At 38.6% G+C, this 15855-nt stretch carries 19 protein-coding genes; 11 read left to right on the top strand and 8 right to left on the bottom strand.

What is annotated here, in order from left to right; all coding sequences use genetic code 11:
- Positions 1 to 260: 260 nt before the first annotated feature.
- Together hemH and hemE are read right to left on the bottom strand one after the other, a co-directional pair.
- Entirely contained in the window at positions 261 to 1190 is a 930-nt protein-coding gene (gene hemH / locus R6U77_RS09655) for a ferrochelatase (protein WP_319838305.1), read from the bottom strand.
- A gap of 25 nt (positions 1191 to 1215) precedes the next feature.
- A complete protein-coding gene (gene hemE / locus R6U77_RS09650) occupies positions 1216 to 2265 on the bottom strand; it encodes a uroporphyrinogen decarboxylase (protein WP_293926473.1) in 1050 nt (349 codons plus the stop codon).
- Between the two features lie 228 nt (positions 2266 to 2493).
- Here hemE and R6U77_RS09645 point away from each other — a divergent pair, with 228 nt between their 5' ends.
- Positions 2494 to 3000, top strand: a complete 507-nt coding sequence (locus tag R6U77_RS09645; RefSeq protein WP_319838304.1) for an antibiotic biosynthesis monooxygenase family protein — start codon at positions 2494 to 2496, stop codon at positions 2998 to 3000.
- 100 nt (positions 3001 to 3100) lie between these two features.
- On the opposite strand, the gene R6U77_RS09640 is transcribed toward R6U77_RS09645, so the two are convergent.
- Both R6U77_RS09640 and R6U77_RS09635 read right to left on the bottom strand, forming a co-directional pair.
- A complete protein-coding gene (locus R6U77_RS09640; RefSeq protein WP_319838303.1) occupies positions 3101 to 4285 on the bottom strand; it encodes an ABC transporter permease in 1185 nt (394 codons plus the stop codon).
- Complete coding sequence (locus R6U77_RS09635) at positions 4269 to 5021, bottom strand: ABC transporter ATP-binding protein (protein WP_319838302.1); 753 nt, start codon at positions 5019 to 5021, stop codon at positions 4269 to 4271. The genes R6U77_RS09640 and R6U77_RS09635 overlap by 17 nt, the downstream gene beginning before the upstream one ends.
- Positions 5022 to 5125: 104 nt before the next feature.
- Between R6U77_RS09635 and R6U77_RS09630 the strand changes: the two genes are divergently transcribed.
- The 6 genes from R6U77_RS09630 (at position 5126) to R6U77_RS09605 (ending at position 8329) form a co-directional block, all read left to right on the top strand.
- Positions 5126 to 5539: an HIT family protein gene (locus tag R6U77_RS09630; RefSeq protein ID WP_293926484.1), complete on the top strand. Its 414-nt coding sequence runs from the start codon at positions 5126 to 5128 to the stop codon at positions 5537 to 5539.
- Positions 5540 to 5658: 119 nt separating this feature from the next.
- The gene (locus R6U77_RS09625) at positions 5659 to 6186 is read left to right on the top strand and encodes a tryptophan transporter (protein WP_293926486.1); all 528 of its coding nucleotides are present in this window, start codon (positions 5659 to 5661) and stop codon (positions 6184 to 6186) included.
- 113 nt (positions 6187 to 6299) lie between these two features.
- Positions 6300 to 6680: a YtxH domain-containing protein gene (locus R6U77_RS09620; protein WP_293926489.1), complete on the top strand. Its 381-nt coding sequence runs from the start codon at positions 6300 to 6302 to the stop codon at positions 6678 to 6680.
- A 158-nt stretch (positions 6681 to 6838) separates the two neighbouring features.
- Complete coding sequence (locus R6U77_RS09615; protein WP_293926492.1) at positions 6839 to 7387, top strand: HTH-type transcriptional regulator Hpr; 549 nt, start codon at positions 6839 to 6841, stop codon at positions 7385 to 7387.
- A gap of 144 nt (positions 7388 to 7531) precedes the next feature.
- Positions 7532 to 8074: a DUF3267 domain-containing protein gene (locus R6U77_RS09610; RefSeq protein WP_293926495.1), complete on the top strand. Its 543-nt coding sequence runs from the start codon at positions 7532 to 7534 to the stop codon at positions 8072 to 8074.
- A gap of 42 nt (positions 8075 to 8116) precedes the next feature.
- The gene (locus R6U77_RS09605) at positions 8117 to 8329 is read left to right on the top strand and encodes a hypothetical protein (RefSeq protein ID WP_406601089.1); all 213 of its coding nucleotides are present in this window, start codon (positions 8117 to 8119) and stop codon (positions 8327 to 8329) included.
- A gap of 51 nt (positions 8330 to 8380) precedes the next feature.
- Here R6U77_RS09605 and R6U77_RS09600 read toward each other — a convergent pair whose 3' ends face one another.
- Entirely contained in the window at positions 8381 to 8485 is a 105-nt protein-coding gene (locus R6U77_RS09600; RefSeq protein WP_293926504.1) for a YjcZ family sporulation protein, read from the bottom strand.
- Between the two features lie 151 nt (positions 8486 to 8636).
- On the opposite strand from R6U77_RS09600, the gene R6U77_RS09595 reads away from it, so the two are divergent.
- Positions 8637 to 9479: a peptidylprolyl isomerase gene (locus tag R6U77_RS09595; protein ID WP_319838301.1), complete on the top strand. Its 843-nt coding sequence runs from the start codon at positions 8637 to 8639 to the stop codon at positions 9477 to 9479.
- A gap of 180 nt (positions 9480 to 9659) precedes the next feature.
- Positions 9660 to 10874: an ISL3 family transposase gene (locus R6U77_RS09590; RefSeq protein ID WP_319838300.1), complete on the top strand. Its 1215-nt coding sequence runs from the start codon at positions 9660 to 9662 to the stop codon at positions 10872 to 10874.
- Between the two features lie 250 nt (positions 10875 to 11124).
- Here R6U77_RS09590 and R6U77_RS09585 read toward each other — a convergent pair whose 3' ends face one another.
- On the bottom strand, positions 11125 to 11463 hold the full coding sequence (locus R6U77_RS09585) for a zinc ribbon domain-containing protein YjdM (RefSeq protein ID WP_293926510.1): 339 nt from the start codon (positions 11461 to 11463) through the stop codon (positions 11125 to 11127).
- Between the two features lie 223 nt (positions 11464 to 11686).
- On the opposite strand from R6U77_RS09585, the gene serC reads away from it, so the two are divergent.
- Positions 11687 to 12778 (top strand): 3-phosphoserine/phosphohydroxythreonine transaminase, encoded by a 1092-nt coding sequence (gene serC / locus R6U77_RS09580; RefSeq protein ID WP_319838299.1) that lies wholly within the window; start codon positions 11687 to 11689, stop codon positions 12776 to 12778.
- A 160-nt stretch (positions 12779 to 12938) separates the two neighbouring features.
- Here serC and yhaM read toward each other — a convergent pair whose 3' ends face one another.
- Positions 12939 to 13874 (bottom strand): 3'-5' exoribonuclease YhaM, encoded by a 936-nt coding sequence (yhaM, locus tag R6U77_RS09575; RefSeq protein WP_293926515.1) that lies wholly within the window; start codon positions 13872 to 13874, stop codon positions 12939 to 12941.
- Between the two features lie 180 nt (positions 13875 to 14054).
- On the opposite strand from yhaM, the gene R6U77_RS09570 reads away from it, so the two are divergent.
- A complete protein-coding gene (locus R6U77_RS09570; protein ID WP_293926518.1) occupies positions 14055 to 14240 on the top strand; it encodes a YhzD family protein in 186 nt (61 codons plus the stop codon).
- Positions 14241 to 14287: 47 nt separating this feature from the next.
- On the opposite strand, the gene R6U77_RS09565 is transcribed toward R6U77_RS09570, so the two are convergent.
- The gene (locus tag R6U77_RS09565) at positions 14288 to 15466 is read right to left on the bottom strand and encodes a hypothetical protein (RefSeq protein ID WP_319838298.1); all 1179 of its coding nucleotides are present in this window, start codon (positions 15464 to 15466) and stop codon (positions 14288 to 14290) included.
- Between the last annotated feature and the right edge of the window lie 389 nt (positions 15467 to 15855).

Genomic DNA, 15855 nt, shown 5'->3' with positions numbered 1-15855 from the left:
CACATATTAGTATTCTTTATCTTGATTCAGGAGAAGATTGTGTATCTCCACCAGCTGTATTCAATCAAATAGTTATGTAAACTCCTGCTGAATCAAGATAAAGCTTTCAATCAGTAAGGATTTTTTACTAATTGAGCTAATCAATAGAATTAAACATACGAAGGTTGTCTGAAAGGGAATAATCTTTCAGACAACCCTTATGCTTATTCATTGCAAAGGGCATGCCTCTAAATGACTTTTCAGACATGCCCTTTATTCAATTATGCTAGTTTTTTATGAATGGCATCAACCATTGCGTCAATAAATAATGGATGTGTATTTGGCATTGCTGGGCGATAATAGCCCACACCTAATTCGTCGCAAACTACTTTACATTCAATATCATTGTCATAAAGCACTTCTAAATGCTCTGTTACAAACCCTACAGGAGCATACATAAATGCTTTATAGCCATGTGCATTAAATAGCTCACGCGTTAAATCTTGCACATCAGGCCCTAACCAAGGCTCTGGTGTTTTACCTTCTGATTGCCAGCCTACTGCAATATTTTCAATAGTAGCCGCTGCTTTAATTAAGTTTGCTGTTTCAATTAATTGATCTTCATACGGATCACCAGCAAGCTTAATTTTTTCAGGTAAAGAGTGATTAGAAATGATTAAGCAGCAGTTTGCACGCTCTTCTGCTGACATTTTTTCTAGCTCGCCATCAACAGCTTGGCGCCAATACTCAATAAATTTCGGCTCATCATACCATGCCTCCACAGACGTAATTTTTAGCGTACCACCTAGCTTGTCCGCCTCTTCCTGTGCACGGCCATTGTATGATTTAATCGAGAATGTAGAGAAATGTGGTGCTAATACAATAGATACAGCCTCTGTAATGCCTTCGTTGACCATTGCTGCAACGGCATCCTCCACGAATGGCTCGATATGCTTTAAGCCAATAAACACTTTATATTCCACTTCGTCCTGTACTTCATTTAAACGTGCACATAAAGCATTTGCCTGTGCCTCTGTCATTTTCGCTAACGGTGAAATGCCACCGATTGCACGATAGCGTTCAGCTAAATCATCGATATCCTCTTGTGCAGGCTTACGCCCATGACGAATATGCGTATAATAACGCTCGATATCCTCTTCCTTGTATGGCGTACCATATGCCATCACTAACAATCCACGTACTTGCTTCATCATTGTCACCTCGTCTAAATTTTGCTTACCTGCGCTTTGCGATTTGCTCGCGGCTATAGTCATGAATAAATGTTGTTAAACGCTTTAATACCGCAGGGTCCACCTCTGGGAATACCCCATGTCCTAAGTTGAAAATATGTCCTGGCGTTTCAAGTCCTTGGTCAATAATTTCTTTTGCACGTGCTTCAAGCACATCCCAGCTAGCTAAAAGCATTGTTGGATCTAAATTTCCTTGCACAGGCTTTGTAATGCCTTTTGCGCGCGCCTCACTGATTGATAGGCGCCAATCTAAACCTACAACATCAATCGGCAATTCATGCCATTCATTCACTAAATGGCTTGCTCCAACACCGAATTGAATCAATGGTACGTTTAAATGGCGTAGCTCACTAAAAATGCGCGTCATCACAGGCTTAATATAAATACGATAATCGGCTACATTTAAAGCGCCTACCCATGAATCAAAAATTTGAATGGCCTTTGCTCCAGCTTGAACCTGTGCCGTAATGTCCGCAATAATCATATCGGCAAGCTTGTCCATTAAAGCAAACCATGCTTGTGGCTCTGACACCATAAACGATTTTGTTTTTGCGTAATTGCGTGAAGGACCGCCTTCAATCATATAGCTTGCTAATGTAAATGGTGCACCACCAAAGCCAATTAACGGCACGCTTAATTGCTCTTGCGTTAACAGCTTAATTGTTTCTAGCACATACGGTGTATGCTCCTTGGCATTAAATTCCCCAAGCTTTTCTACATCTTGCTTTGAACGAATTGGATTAGAAATAACAGGACCTACACCTGCTTTAATTTTCACATCCACACCTATTCCTGGCAATGGTGTCACAATATCCTTATAAAGAATCGCTGCATCCACGTCATATTGCTCGACTGGTAAACGTGTGACATAAGCACATAGCTCTGGCTGCATTGTAATTTCTTCAAGTGAATATTTCTCTTTAATCTCTCTATATTCAGGTTGTGAACGCCCCGCCTGTCGCATATACCATACAGGTGTGTATTCTGTACGTTCACCGCGCGCTGCTTTTAGCAGTGTATCATTTATTGTTTTCATGTTTACTTAATTTACTCTCCCCTCAATGTCATTGCTTTAAAACAAAATTGATTATTATCGCTTAAATTTTATTGATATCTGTTATCAATAGTAAGCTGTCCACCATCTATTGTATAGTTTTCTTATTAAAATGTCATAAAAATGTTGTTTCTATAACCATGCTTTTGACAAATATCGTTTCAATAGCTTTAAATGGAGGTAGTACTGTAAATTAGGAGGCGAACAAATATGTATATTTATTTCACATCAGGCACAGCGGATTATATGGAGAAAATTCGCACACAGCATAACAGTGATTCCATTTTTATTATGTACGGTGAGGGCAATACACTTTTACTTGAAGAAAGCGAGAAGAAAAAATCCGTTTTCGCTGTACCACGCAAATATGAAGTATTAGATACAGTAGGTGATTTGCAGCAAAAAGGCTATTTTGTTATGAACAATATTCCCGTTTCAGATGAAGGACGACCTGTTTTCGAGCATCGCTTTTTAAACCGAGCAGGCGCTATCGAAGATGAACCAGGCTTTATCGCATTTAGGCTGTTACGCCCATTAGATTCCGATACGTATATTGTGCTAACACAATGGGCAGGACCTGCATCGTTCGAGGCATGGCAATCCTCACAAGCCTTTAAAAAAGCGCATAGTGAGCGTCCAGCGACCTCTCCTGCGCAAAATATTTTTAGCGGCAAAAGCTATGTAACAAAATATAGCGCGCCAGTAGACGAGGAATAATAAAACGAGGCACGGGTTTTTGACCCATGCCTCGTTTATATTTTATTCTACGTTTTTCGGACTTTATTCTACGTTTCTGAAGATTTATTCTACGTTCCCTCTATTTCTTCGACAAGCGTAGCGTCAATTCACTTACAGCAATCATCACAACAAAAATCACATAAAAATGCGGCTGCATCATCGCGCAAAGCGTTACAATCACCGCTTGCACAACACTTGCAATGCGTAACAGCTTTTCAACTGCCTGCTTTCGCTGTGTTGGAGCAATAGGGAATAGCATATCCATGCGAAATTCACCGTTCGATAGCAGGGCAACCTTTAGCTGTAGTGTTGTTGCAAAGGCAAGTGCAGCAGCTACAATCCATGCCACAATCGAAATATCGACAAAAGCTGTAATCACTGCGGCAATCGCCGTTAAACGCACCCATAAATAAAAATGGTCATCTGTACGAATAAACGTGCGCCATACTAAATAAAGCTGCGTGTTTTTTTGTGCAAATGGTATCCATTTATACACGCCATCTAGCCATGCACGATGGCGAATCGTACCACGTAAATGAGGTACATCTGTGAAATAATTCGCAAAGCGATAAAAGCGTAGCATGCGATTTTGCTCTAAGCGTACAAAATGTTCGTATGGTACAGGCTGGTCTGCCACGCGCTTTTTCAGAGACATATTGTAAGCAATGAATAGCACTAAATAAATGGCAGCCATATAAATGCTTGCTGTTAACGCTGTTTCAATTGCTAAAATTGACAATGCCCCGCGCGCTAAACGGTCAATGACAATTGCATGTCCACGGTTGGCAAAGCGATAATTAAATTCAATTTTCACATTCAAATACTTTAAAGCAATAACAAAAGCAAGACCTAACCAAACCTGCAATGACGATAGCTCTGTCACTGTATTTAACAACGGAATCGCCACAATATAGACAATAACAGGAACAATCAACTGTGACCAAAATGTCCAATTAACTGCCTTTTTAAAATAAGCAGGCATTTGCGTTTCTAACGGTAATAAATATACTTGGTCGGGCTCTCGAATGAGCGTTGTTGGGCGACTAAATGCGAGCACAAGCCCAACAGCAGCTGCTACAAGCCACTCAGCAGGAAAGCTTGCTGGTGCTACTTTCAGCCATTCGCTATATTGATAGCCTGCAGCACCTATAACGAAGACAAAAACAATGGCGATATGTCCTGTCACAATAAAGCGCATATATTTTTGCACTTCATTAATATAATGCACGAAGCGCGCCTTCCATATATTATTCATGTTGTTCATTGTTGTCTTGCTCCTTCGTCATTGCGATATATAAATCATCCAAGCTCGCATTTGGCATATTGAAGGCTGCTCGCAAATCGTCCATCGTACCTTGTGCACGAACATGTCCTTCGTGCAATAAAATAATGCGGTCACAATATTTTTCAGCCGTCGATAAAATATGTGTTGACATTAAAATGGAAGCACCCTCTCGTTTTTTCATATCCATTTGCTCTAGTAACGATTGAATGCCGAGCGGATCTAAGCCAACAAAAGGCTCGTCAATAATATAAAGGCTTGGGTTAATTAAAAAAGCACTCATAATCATGACCTTTTGTCGCATCCCTTTGGAAAAGTGTGATGGGAACCAGTTTAGGCGCTTCTCCATTCTAAATTCCTTTAATAAAAAGGAGGAGCGTTCCTTTAAAGCCTTCTCATCTAAGCCATAAGCCATCGCTGTTAGCTCTAAATGCTCCTTCAATGTAAGTTCATCATATAAAATTGGCGTTTCTGGAATATAGGAAAAAGACGTGCGATAGGCATCCATATTTTCCTTTAATGTCACACCGTTTAAGCGAATTTCGCCCTCCTGTGGTAACAGCGTACCGATAATATGCTTAATCGTTGTACTTTTCCCTGCACCATTTAGCCCGATTAAACCAACTAGCTCCCCTTTTTCAATTGTGAACGATAAATTTTTAATTACAGGCTTACGTGTATAGCCACCTGTCACATTTGTCACTTGTAAAATTGTCATAAAACACCACTCCTATCTCTTTGTTTAGTTTAACAAAAATAAGCAGAACAAGCAGTCAATATATGCTAAAATATATGTACATTTTTATGAAGGAGTGTTGAACAATGAGTGAGTGCTTATTTTGTAAAATTATCGACGGCTCTATCCCAAGTACGAAAGTATATGAAGACGAGCATGTTTATGCCTTTATGGATATTATGCCATTAACAAAGGGACATACTTTACTAATTCCGAAAACGCATTGCCGTGATTTAATGGAAATGCCTGAGGAAGTAGCAAGCCATTTATATGCGGCGGCACCAAAAGTAGCAAAGGCAATTCAAGCAGCGTTCAATCCAGCTGGCTTAAATACAGTAAACAACAATGGAGCCGCTGCTGGACAAACGGTATTCCATTACCATTTACATTTCATCCCTCGCTACGATGAAACGGATGGTCTGCGCTTAGTTTGGACAACAACACAGCCTTCACGTGAAGAGTTAACAGAGGCGGCAGAAGCGATTAAATCATTCCTCTGAAAATTTGAGTTGCTTTTTCATGCATTTATCCGTACAATCAAATATAAGTTTTCGCTAATAGCGATGAGCGCATATTAGGAGAACGACAAAATTAGCTGAGCTTAGAGGAGACGAGACAAATGAATACGAAAAATTTAGTTTTAATGGCACTTTTAGTTGGGGTCGGTGCTACACTTTATGTGATTATTCCAGGCATTAATGGAGGTATGAAGCCAGACTTTATGCTAACAATGATGTTTATTGGCATTTTATTATTCCCAACCTTTAAGGAAACATTTTTATTAGCACTTTCAACAGGCGTGCTTTCTGGATTATTTTCAACATTTCCAGGTGGCTTCGTACCAAATATTATTGATAAAGCAGTTACAGGCTTTTTATTTTTAATTATTGTGCTTGCTTTACGTCAATTAGTACAAAAACTAGCTGTTACAATTAGCTTAGTGGCAATTGGCACAATTGTTTCTGGATCAACTTTTTTAGCAATGGCATTGCTATTAACAGATGTACCAATTAAATTTTCCGTTTTATTTTTAACAGTCGTATTGCCAGCAGTTGTTTTAAACACAATTGCCTTCGTTATTATTTTCCCGATTGTTAGCAAACTATTAAAACGTTCCAGCTTTAAAACAGCAGTATCACATGCATAACTTCAAGGGGCTGTCTCACAATGAGACAGCTCCTTTTTGATTAGAATGTTTGTATAATCTCTAGATGTAGTGGTTTAATATATATATGAATTGATTAAAGGAGAGATGCTTTTATGAAAGCGAAGCCATTTTTAATTGGATTAACTACAGGTATTATTGGTGCTGCAGTTGCCACTATTTTATCTACACCACAATCGGGCAAGGAATTAAGAACAAATATCGCAAAATTCTCTACAGATGCTAAAGGGCAAATCGGCAATGTCAATACCCAAGCGAAAAACGTTAAACAATCTTTCGTAAATTTGTCAAATGAAGCAAAAAACAATATTCCACAAATAATAAAAGAATTATCGCAATCAATTACAAGCTTTAAGCAGCAAATCGAGCCAGAAACTGCTTTATTAAAACAAGAAATCGAGGGATTACAGAAATCTATTAGCGAAATCGAGCAAAACTTATCCCAATTCACAGAAAAGGACGAGCAAAATAAATAGGTATTTTGATTCACCACACACTATGAAATCATGCCATTTTTAATGCTTTTTCGTTATTTTTATGTATAAACAAAATTATTTTATTTTTCAAACTTTAAACTTTTTTCTTTTACTGCTATAATATTTTAAAATCGCTATGAAAGAAGAAGGTGAAGGTTTTGTCTGAACAAGTATATACGACTAAAGAAGCAATGCTTTATAGCCAAAGAACGGCACAACTGTCCAAAGCGTTATGGAAGGCAGTTGAAAAAGACTGGCAGCTATGGATTAAGCCCTACGACTTAAATATTAATGAACATCATATTTTATGGATTTCATTTCATTTGCAAGGTGCATCGATTTCAGATGTTGCGAAATTTGGCGTAATGCATGTTTCTACAGCCTTTAATTTTTCGAAAAAATTAGAAGAGCGTGGCTTATTGAAATTTTCGAAACGTGATGATGATAAGCGTAATACATATGTGGAATTAACAGAAGCTGGCTCGCAGCTCATCACGAAGATGAATGAGCATTATCATGATACACCACACTGCATTTTAGATGGTTCTCTACCTTTGCGAGAGCTTTATGGCAGATTCCCAGAATTTTTAGATGTCATGGCGGTTATTCGTAATATTTATGGTGATGACTTTATTCAAATTTTTGAACGCTCATTTAAAAATTTTAAAGATAATTTTGATCAAGTGCACTCATCTTCCCAGCAATAATATGAACAGATGCTAAAGGGCGTGTCCAAAAAGATAATACTTTTTTGGACACGCCCATTTTCAGTAAATTGAAAACAATAGCTATTTTATCGCTTTTTCTTTACAATAGTGATACGAAATTATTGATTAGAAAGAAGGTGCTTTATGCACTGCTGGAAAACAATTAACGTTGCATCTGAATATGGCATTTTACGGCTTACCTTATTAGCCGTGCTAACATTTGTTGCTGTTTTTTGCTCATCCTATGTATTAACAAGCTTACAATTGCGCGCACCACATACAGATCGATACATGCTGTTATTTTTTATTGCTTTTTTGCTGTTATATCCGCTTCATAAAGCGTTTCATTATATACCATTATTCGATTATCGAGGGAAAATGAAATTTCGCTGGAAAAAAATTTTCCGCTTTGTTCCTATTTTACGTATGCGCTTGCTAGAGCCAATTTCTAAAAAGCGTTATATATTTGCATTGCTGGCACCTTTTTTATTGTTAAATAGCCTGTTTTTAGCAATTGCAATATTTTTCCCTTTATACTCACACTATGCTTGCCTACTACTAGGTTTTCATAGTAGCATATGTTTAATTGATTTAATCAATGCGAAGCATTTATTGCGTGCACCTGCCAATGCATTAATTGAAGAAACGCCTAGAGGCTACGAAATATTAATACCATCTGTACTGTAGCTATAACTTGTCTTACTAGTTACATATTTGGTATGCTTGACGATGAATCGAAAGAGAGGAGGAATAGGCTTGCTATTAGTAGTAATTATATTATTCTCTGTATTTTATTTATTTCAAATAAACCGCATGACCTATGCTCTTTGTATACGCAAAGAAATTCCAGAAGAAAAGCAACCGAAAATCTTTCGTACGATTAATGTCCTTATAACGATTTTATTAGTTTCTTTTTATATGGAAGTATTATTCACTGTTTAAAACAAAAGGACAGTAGGAAAAGATTACCTTCTCCTACTGTCCTCCTTTTAATTAATAAAGATATGCAGCACCGACAATGATCAATAAAATAAATAATACAACAAGTAGCGCGAAACCTGAGCCGTAACCGCCGCCATTATAGCCTCCACCGCCCATTGTGCTCCCTCCTTTCGCCTTTCTATCATCTATCGTATGCACATACCACTTTAAATCTTAGGCACTTTCAACATGCAACCATTTTGTTTTTTTGACGTTTATGTTATAGTAACTATTGCATTCAAAAGAAAGTTAGGAGCGTATATTTCACATGAAAAAAACATTTTTAGCAGTAACATTAGCTGCATCTTTAGGTTTAGCAGCATGCGGTAACGCAGGGAAAGAAGTAGTTGTTACATCAAGTGTAGGGGATTTAACACAGGACGATTTTTACAAAGAAATGAAATCTTTAGCTGGTGAACAATTATTACAGCAAATCATGGTTGAAAAAATCTTAAATGACAAATACAAAGTGACAAACGAAGAAATCGATAAAGAATTGGCTTCAGTAAAGGAATCTGCTGGCGAGCAATTTGAAACATTACTTTCGCAAAACGGTTTATCTGAAGAAGGCTTAAAGGAAAACATTCGCATCAACTTATTAAGCCAAAAAGCATTAGAAGAAATGGAAGTAGCAGATGAGGATATCCAAAAATATTATGACCAAGCTAGCCAGGAGCTACATGCGCGTCATATTTTAGTTGCGGATGAAGAAACAGCGAAAGAAGCAATTAAACGTATTAACGATGGCGAGGATTTCGCTGATGTAGCAAAAGAGCTTTCATCTGATGGCTCTGCTGAAAAAGGCGGCGATTTAGGCTGGTTCACAGTAGGTATGATGGTAAAAGAATTTAATGATGCTGCATACGCACTTGAATTAAATACATTAAGTGAGCCTGTTCAATCACAATTCGGTTACCACGTAATTGAAGTAACTGAAAAGCGCCCTGTAGAGGACTATGGTACATTAGAAGAGAAAAAAGATGAAATTCGCGAACAGCTTCTTGCACAATTCAGCATGGATGATGTTATTACAAAACTTTTAAAAGAGGCAAAAGTTGAAGTAAAAGATGCTGACTTAAAAGGTGCTTTCGATAAATATTCAGTAAAATAAAAAATAAAAAAGGAGCCGTCTAGAAAGTGAACTTTTTGGACGGCTCCGCTTTTTTACATAGTCAATTTGGTTCTATAATATTTGTTGGGGTGTTCACACAATTTGGATAAAAAAAGGCACGTACTCACCGATTTCTTTTATACTTGAATTGTCGAGAAACAAGTAAGAGAAAGGTGAGACGTGCATATGAATTTTATCATGAATATCCCTGGATTAAAAGGAGTCATTATTGAGAAGGTGGAGGAGCTTGGAGAGCGGACTTGCCTTTATGTGTCTCTCCCTAAAAAGCCTCATCGCTGCCCGAACTGCGGGGAAACTACACAGAAAATCCATGATTACCGCATGCAGAAAATCAAGCATTTGAAGTGGTTTGAACGGTTGACTTGCCTGTTTTACAGACGGCGTCGCTATGCGTGTTCTTGCGGAAAAAGGTTCTCTGAACGCGCTCCATTTGTGGAAAGGTATCAGCGCTTCACAAAGGAATGGAATCAGGTGGCACAGGTGCGCTCCGTGAAAGCCAAGACGTTTAAAGAAGCCGGTGAGGTTCTCGGCTCCTCTAGTTCCACCATCATCCGCCGCTTTCAGTCAGCCGTAAAAACGCAGATGGCAGAAGGCGTGCGCCTGCCGAAAGCCATTGCGATTGATGAATATAAAGGGGATACAGACGAAGGAAAATTCCAACTGATCATTGCGGATGCAAAAACCCGGGAGCCGCTTGATATCCTACCCAACCGGCGGAAAGACACGATTCAGGACTATCTGCGCCAGTATGGTCAGGACGTGGAGCTGGTGGTGATGGACATGAATCCAAGCTTCAAAGCAGCTGTCAAAAAAGCATTGAGCCGGCCCGTCATCATTGCAGACCGGTTCCACTATTGCCGGTACATCTACTGGGCGTTGGATGAGGTGCGGCGAAAAGTGCAGAAGGAATGGCACGCATATGACCGGAAGAAGTGTAAGCGGATGCGTCATGTGCTCTATAAACGGGCATCTAAACTGACCCGAAAAGAACGCTGGTATGTGGACCGTTATTTGGGGATGTCTGAAGAATTACGGCAGGCATACGAACTGAAAGAAGCTTATTGCGAATGGTTTGACTGGGCTACAACAGCAGAAAATGTAGTAGAAGTAAAAAGGCGGTTAGAAGTGTTTTATCAGGAAGTGGAAACGAAGCAGATGCATGCGTTTTTAAAGGCCATTAAAACTTTTAGAAACTGGCAGGTAGAGATCTTGAACAGTTTTATCTTCCCTTATTCCAATGGATTTTTAGAAGGCATTAACAACAGAACAAAAGTGATGAAGCGCAACGCATATGGCTTTCGGCGTTTCGATCACTTCAAAGCAAAAATCTTATTAAACATTCAGTATAAAAATATCGGGGTTCATTTGGGGTGACGTGAATTTTACCTCACCCCAACATTTGACGTTGAACCGTCAATTTTTGATTAAAATGGTGCTCCTGCGGTGGTCACAATTGAGTTTTTCTGCGACGAGTAACCGCAGGAGCAAATGGTTTTAACTGCGACGAGTAACCGCAGGAGCAAATGGTTTTAACTGCGACGAGTAACCGCAGGAGCAAATTGTTACCATCCTCGTCGCAAAAGGAGCGTCCCCAAATGACTTTTCGGGCGCCCCCTTTTTTATTTTAGTTTTTCTTAACAAATTCAGATTTTAATTTCATTGCGCCGAAGCCATCAATTTTACAATCGATATTATGGTCACCTTCTACTAAACGGATGTTTTTCACACGTGTTCCAATCTTTAATGTAGAGGAGCTTCCTTTTACTTTTAAGTCTTTAATAACTGTTACAGTATCACCATCTGCTAATAAATTGCCGTTTGCGTCACGTACAACTAGCCCTTCCTCTACAGATGCTTCCTCTGTCGTAGACCATTCATATGCACATTCTGGACAAACATACATCGCCCCATCTTCATATGTATACGCCGAGTTACATTGTGGGCAATTTGGTAAATTTTCCATTAAAACTCCTCCTTTACTAATCCCCTCTATACTGGCATATTCCCACATTAAATTCAAGCTTAAGACAAATATTCAGTCTTATTCGTGTCAAAATATTCGTGTTTTACATAAAAAAATTACTCTTTTCTACTTTTTATAGAAGGAATTTTAAGAATTTTTCCATAATAATAAAAGAACAGTGTATTATATAGTTATATTCACACTAGAAAAGGAGTGTTTCCATTTGAATTCAACAAATCAACGTGCATTTAATTTCAATGCTGGGCCTTCTGCTTTACCTTTAGAGGTGCTTCAAGCAGCTCAAGAACAATTAGTTAATTTCAACGGCACAGGCATGTCGATTATGGAGCTTAGCCATCGCAGTAAAGACTTTGAGCAAGTACATAATGAGGCAATCGAACGCTTACGTACAATTTACGCTGTACCTGACAATTATGACATCATCTTTTTACAAGGTGGTGCAAGCTTGCAATTTTCAATGATACCGATGAATTTTCTACAGCAAGATGGCCAAGCGGACTATATTTTAACAGGCGTATGGTCTGAAAAGGCTTTAGAGGAAGCAAAATTATTTGGCACACCTGTTGTTGCGGCCTCAACAAAGGATAATCATTATAAACACATCCCTACCTTGGATGAATTAAATTTAAATGATGCATCAGCATACGTACACATTACAACAAATAACACAATTTACGGCACACAGTGGAAGGAATTCCCGACAACAGTGGCACCACTCATTGCTGATATGTCGAGCGATATTTTATCAACACCTATCGACATTAGTAAATTTGGACTTATTTATGCCGGTGCCCAAAAAAATTTAGGACCTTCAGGCGTAACGGTTGTCATTATTCGCAAAGATTTGCTAGAAAAGGCGAATACGAACATCCCGACAATGCTGAAATACACAACATTTACAAAAAATAATTCTCTATACAATACACCACCAACATTCGGCATTTATATGTTAGGTGAAGTATTAAAATGGGTAGAACAGCAAGGTGGCTTAGAAAAGGTTGCAGAGCATAATCAAGCAAAAGCAAAGCTTATTTATGATGCAATTGATAACTCAAATGGCTTCTATGTAGGGCATGCGGAAAAAGATAGCCGCTCCCTTATGAATATCACATTCCGCCTAGCAGATGAAGAGCTGGAAAAGCAATTTTTAGCTGAAGCAAAGGCAGCAGGCTTTGTTGGCTTAAACGGACACCGCTCAGTTGGTGGCTGTCGCGCCTCAACATACAACGCCGTACCGTATGAAACATGCAAAGCATTAGCAGACTTTATGGTTGCGTTTCAGGCGAAGCAATAAATTAAAAACAGAGGCATACTCTTGTTTTTAGTTTGGTTGGGTGAATTTGGATGTTCATTGAGCGATTTCCCATGCTCGATGGGCGAATCCGCTTATCTTACGTGCGAATCGTTACTTTTAAAATACAAAATGGCTGTTGGAAATTTCCAACAGCCATTTCTTAAATTGTCGGCTTATAAAACGAGCGATTGTCTAATGGGAATAGACGCTCTGTAAATTCACCTGGCTTCGTTTTATCTAATGCACGTTTTAACATATTCATTTTCGCATCGATATTATCAATATAATGTAAAATTTCCGCTTCTTGAATCATTGGCTTTTTCGGACTGCCCCACTCCTCTTTACCATGGTGCGATAACACAAGATGTTGCAGCAGCATAACCTCTTCGCCTTCAATTCCTAGCTCCGTGGCTGCCTGCCCAATTTCATTAACCATAATCGTAATATGACCAAGCAAATTGCCTTCAATTGTGTAGGCTGTAGCAATTGGACCTGTTAATTCCACTACTTTTCCGATATCGTGCAAAATGATCCCTGCATACAATAAATCTGTATTTAAAGATGGATATAATTCAGCGATTGCCTTGCCTAAGCGTAGCATTGATACGACATGGTCAAGTAAGCCTGATACATAATCATGGTGATTTTTCGTCGCCGCTGGTTGCACAAGGATGCTAGGCTGATGCTTTTTAATTAAGAAGCGTGTAATGCGCGAAATATTAGGATTTTTAATTTCAAAGAAAAACTGCGTCATTTCCTCCATTAGCTTCTCTTTTGGGATAGCTGACGATGGCACTAAATCGCTCACTTGGATGCCTTCCTCTGGTCGTGCTACGCGAATTTGCTTTATGCGCAGCTGATTTTTCCCACGATAATCATGGATTTCTCCCCCAACGCGCACAATCGTTTCCGCTTTATACATATTTTCATGCTCTTCATTTGTATCCCATAGCTTTGCCTCAATATCACCGCTTTTATCTTGTAAAATAAGCGACATAAAAGGTTTCCCTACTGTTGTCACACCTTTTGTAGCTTGTTTAATTAATAAAAATTGGTCTACTGGCTCCCCAACTTGAAGCTTCGTAATTCCTTCCACTACGAAATCACTCCTTTACATTCATCGTCTACAGCACGATTTCTTTACTATTATTGTACCATGATTTACTATAATCATCTCACAAATTGTCAATAATATGGCGAATTCAAAGAAAATAATAGACATAAAATGAATGTTCATTCATAATATAGTTAGATTTACATAAAAGGTGGGGAATCTATGGAAAACTATCGCTTCACAGCATTTGAAAAAACAGGGGAAACATTGTTTGATGAAGTATGGACATTTGCCAATGATGAGGCAGCAAAAACTGAGGGCCAAAAACAAATTGAAGAAAAAGGTGTAGCAGAAAAAACGCATCGCCTTGTAAATAGTGCAGGAAAGCTTATTTTATTTCACGTATAAAAACAACAGCCGTTTACTTTTAGACGGCTGTTGTTTTTTAGCAGGCTTTACATCGCCATTGGCTGAAGCACCTCATATATTTCTTCATTTGTTGGTACATGCAAATACATGCGCAATTTAACAATACGCATTAACTCACCTTGAATTAATTGGTCTGCAAATTGTTCTCGGTCTTCAGCTGCATACATTTCTTTTAGCATTTTTGGCATATTGTGCAATGCTTCGAAATCATGTAATGCTTGCTCTAGCTCCTTCTCATTCAATAAATACTCCCCAGCTAAAACAGTTAAGCGCTCATTAAAAATATCGAGCATTTGTAGTGCATCATCGCGTATAAACATATCAAGAGCTCGCTTTGTAATTTTGCTAGCTAAGCCGCTTCCGATAAGCAATCCAACAATTGCGCCAATCATGCTGACAATCGCTGTACTAACATTTGGAATTGTCAGGCCAATACCGCTTCCAACAAGCATTCCTATCATACCACCGGTTACACTAGCAGCCGTTTTTGCGATATTTTTAAATAATTGCTGTGAGGACATTTTCCCTCTCACCGTATGCGCAATATCCACTGTCGACATCATGCCTGTAACAAGTGCACCTGTCACTACATTCGTATTCAATAGCATAATGCCTTTTTTTAGTGCGGCAGAGCTAATCATCGCCTTTTTCGTTATCGCTGTAGCCATTTTTTTAGAGGCCATTTTCGCACCACCTGTTTTAAAGGCACCTCGTATATCAGGGTTTAAATCAAAATCCGCTATAATCTCTTCATGATTATATATTTGTAATGAGATGACTTCCTCAGCGAATGTTTCTCCTAAAACAGCTAGACCTGTATGGATGCCATTTTCAATCGCCACTTTACGTGGTGCACCGTTCCACTTACTTTGGGCAAAGGCAGTTACTGCACTGATGCTAATTGCATCATTAACAAAATGGATACGTCCCTGCTCATCCATCGTTAAACCATGAATATTTCTTGCAAGTGTTATATGTTCAATTTGGGCATAAGTAAAAGCGCCTTTTTTAATGATTTGGGTGTAATCAATTGTATCGCTTACTTGCTGCTTCATAACACTAATAATTTCCTCATATTGCTCAAATGGCACTTCAAGCAATAATCGCTCATTATTCGTTATATAGTGTGAACAAGTATCCACTGCCTTTTCTACTGTAGGACAATAAACATTGACACTTTGATTTGTATAATATTTGCCTTCCATATATGCTTCCCCTCAATTTTATCTTTTATATAATAATCATCTTTCGCATAGATGTACAGTGAATTTTATTTGACTAGCAGATTTACTCCTTTTTGCAGAAAGCGATGCTATGCTTAAGAGAAATTTATTCAATATTTGAAGGAGGTTAAAATTTGGCATTAGTATTAGGCAGTAGCATTCTAACTATACTATGTAGCTGTATTGTATGGCTTTTTATGAAAGATAATAACAGGCGTGTTGATGAGCCTTTATTTTACAGAGAATACCTAAGAATTCGTTGATTTCCGTTGCGAGTGGACGCTTTCCGTGGATACGGCTTCAACTAATTTATTTTGGCGAATGCCGAAATAAATGGTTTTTCAGCTCGCACACTTTCCGCTGGAGTCGCC

The sequence above is a fragment of the Lysinibacillus louembei genome, from assembly GCF_033880585.1.
GTDB classification, from domain to species: domain Bacteria; phylum Bacillota; class Bacilli; order Bacillales_A; family Planococcaceae; genus Metasolibacillus; species Metasolibacillus louembei.
This window is presented reverse-complemented; position numbering and strand designations above follow the sequence as displayed.